The organism is Zunongwangia sp. L-65 (assembly GCF_056859415.1).
On the sequence record NZ_JBSXOK010000017.1, the window covers coordinates 1 to 2,448 of the forward strand.

At 39.1% G+C, this 2,448-nt stretch carries 3 protein-coding genes and 1 pseudogene; all 4 read right to left on the bottom strand.

Going from position 1 to position 2,448, the window contains the following annotated elements; genetic code table 11:
- Window positions 1-281 (bottom strand): annotated as a pseudogene (locus AC13DP_RS00560) (DUF4138 domain-containing protein); the annotation flags it as partial.
- Window positions 282-309: 28 nt separating this feature from the next.
- On the bottom strand, window positions 310-1,239 hold the full coding sequence (gene traM, locus AC13DP_RS00565; protein WP_072879953.1) for a conjugative transposon protein TraM: 930 nt from the start codon (window positions 1,237-1,239) through the stop codon (window positions 310-312).
- 23 nt (window positions 1,240-1,262) lie between these two features.
- Entirely contained in the window at window positions 1,263-1,880 is a 618-nt protein-coding gene (locus AC13DP_RS00570; protein WP_347407410.1) for a conjugal transfer protein TraK, read from the bottom strand.
- Between the two features lie 10 nt (window positions 1,881-1,890).
- The coding region (locus AC13DP_RS00575; RefSeq protein WP_483067122.1) for a hypothetical protein at window positions 1,891-2,448 on the bottom strand (558 nt) is incomplete at its 5' end.

Consider the following 2,448-nt stretch of genomic DNA (forward strand, 5'->3'; position numbering starts at 1 on the left):
GTTACGATATACGAAAAAACAGTCCCGTTTTTGCCTACTACCAAAAGATTGCTTTCTTTCCCGGGCTTTGCCTGAAGCAAACCGAAATATTGCCCTTTCTCACGATTATAGGTGAAGACAAAGTTTTCAGATCCTGTTATTCCCTGACGGATCGGTTCTGGGAAGAACAATGCTACATTTTTTTGATCATTCGTATAAATGGTATCCAGGCGAAAAGATGTTTGTGCTGTGGTGAGGACAGTAACAAAAAGGAATATTGAGATAAAAATAAAATCTTTCATAAGAATAGGTTTAAGTGTTGTTTTGAGTCTATAATTTAGGTTTAAGGATGAGCTTGTAATTGTTGAGTACGGTCACCTTTACGTTTCGGTTATTGCGTTGGAATATCTTTTTGAAACCACTGACCTGTGGTACCCCGGAAATATTGATGTCATCCACCATATCACCAATAACTTCGGTGGAAACCTGAGCCCGGAAGTTGTTTTCTATATAAATCCCCTCACTACCATCCTGAAGATCAAAGGCTTTTAATTGGGTTGGATAATGCTTGATGTTTTCGATTTCGATCAATACCCGGTTGGGCTGAAAACTAATAAAACCGTAAACCGGCGTATTTTGTGGAAGGTGTTTGCTGCTAATGATCGCCGCTTTGGTCAAGCGCATCCGTAAACGGGAATTAGCTTTGACCACCTGGTCACCATCCACTACCGCATAAATGAGTTCATCGGTAGTGCCGGAAACTGAAATTTCATTTTCTTTCGGATCTGAGGCAAAGAATAATTGATGTTCCAGACCCATTTCTTTAGCAGCAATTTTTTGTTTCGCTTTTATTTCGGTAGAATCAATTATCCTTTCCACTTTGGCATCAGCTTCTCTAGCGCCAATATGCTGATAATCCCTTTCGGAATATTTAATTTCACTTGCGGAGTAGATGCTATCCACGATACGTTCTTTTTCACGTTCTGGTAGACTTTCATCATAAAAGCCAAGGGAATCGATCAGTTTTTCGTCATAGATGCTGGGTGCATTGGTTTCCCGGACTTCTTTTAGATCGTTGATGGCATCCAGTTTGGAATCGTATTCCTTTTGGTTTTCTTCCAGTGCGGGAACCGATGTTTCTTTTAAATTAGTATGCTCATTTTCATCATCGCCCATTACCATCATAGAATAGGAGATCAGGAAAAGCACCATTACGGCGAGTACTGACGCAAAGACTATTTTATTTTTTTCAAGCTTCATATTTATTGTCTTTTAAATGCCCATTATGGGTTTTTATTATTTAATTTTTTAAGGGATTTTTCGAAATAATCGGTGATGAGCAATCCGTGTGGATTGTTGGGAAAGTTTCGATCTACGGTCATCAGGTTTCCAGTAGAAATCAATTGATACGTGTCGATGATCGAGCCCCTATTGATCTCAAAGACAGTAACCGTTTTGAAGGAATAAGTTCCATTTTGTTCTTCGACTTGGGAATCGATACTCAATACTTTTTGAACCAGGGAATATTGCAGCAGTCGATTATAAACACCACCTGCCTTTTTTTGACGATATAGATTATCGACTGAGCTATTGCCCAGCCACAGTGCCTTTTCTAAATTCTTTTCATAATTACTTACATCAATATTGTAAAAATAATTATGGAACAATTGTAAATGCGCCAAAGCCTCTACTTTAAAATTCTCTTTCTGACTAACTAGCTTCAAGGGAATGATACTGCCATCGGTATTGATGGCAAAAGCGTTGTTTAGGGTTTTTTTGTTGATGTTAAATACCATCCAAATGGCAAAACAGCTGGAGAGTAAAGAGCATATTACAACAGCCAAAACAATGAACCGATTTGTTTTAAGGACGGCGTAAATATTCTTGTAAGGTGTTTTCATCATAGTTGTTTTAGGCGGTAAATAATCGTAAAGTGAAAGAGGTGGCACGTCGGTACAGTTTGAACTTCAGAAAAACAATAAACCCTATGGTTCCAATTTGTACCACCGGGGCAAAAAATCCGCTTCCCGTATCGGTACCAAATAGATTTGTCCAAAAGTTGGTATTGATCTCCGTATAAAGTGCATTAACAAAAACATTGACTAGGAAGAACGCCGGCACCAACATATAAACGGCAGCATATAGTTTAAAAAAGGTATAGGCCAGGGGACGGAACTTTTCAAATACGGCCAGGCTAATTACCAGTGGAAAGAACGCCTGCATTATTCCCAGAAGGAAAAAACGTTCCGCTAAGAACAACGGATAGATAAATAAATCAAGAACCCATAAAATGACCCCGCCGATAAAGGCGAGTATCTTGAATCCATAAAGTGGGGTGACTAAAGCTTCATAAAGCAATGTCATTGCATTTTTAGCAGCATCTATAAGGTTGACTTCTTCTTCGATAGGAATATCCTGCATCTGCAAGGGGAGCAAAGCAGGAGCGGTGTCCCGATATTGACTTTCAAT

Bases quoted from the DNA above. Each gene is read 5' to 3' on its own strand.
- AC13DP_RS00570 (WP_347407410.1), bottom strand. From the start codon at position 1,880: ATGAAAACACCTTACAAGAATATTTACGCCGTCCTTAAAACAAATCGG.
- traM (WP_072879953.1), bottom strand. From the start codon at position 1,239: ATGAAGCTTGAAAAAAATAAAATAGTCTTTGCGTCAGTACTCGCCGTA.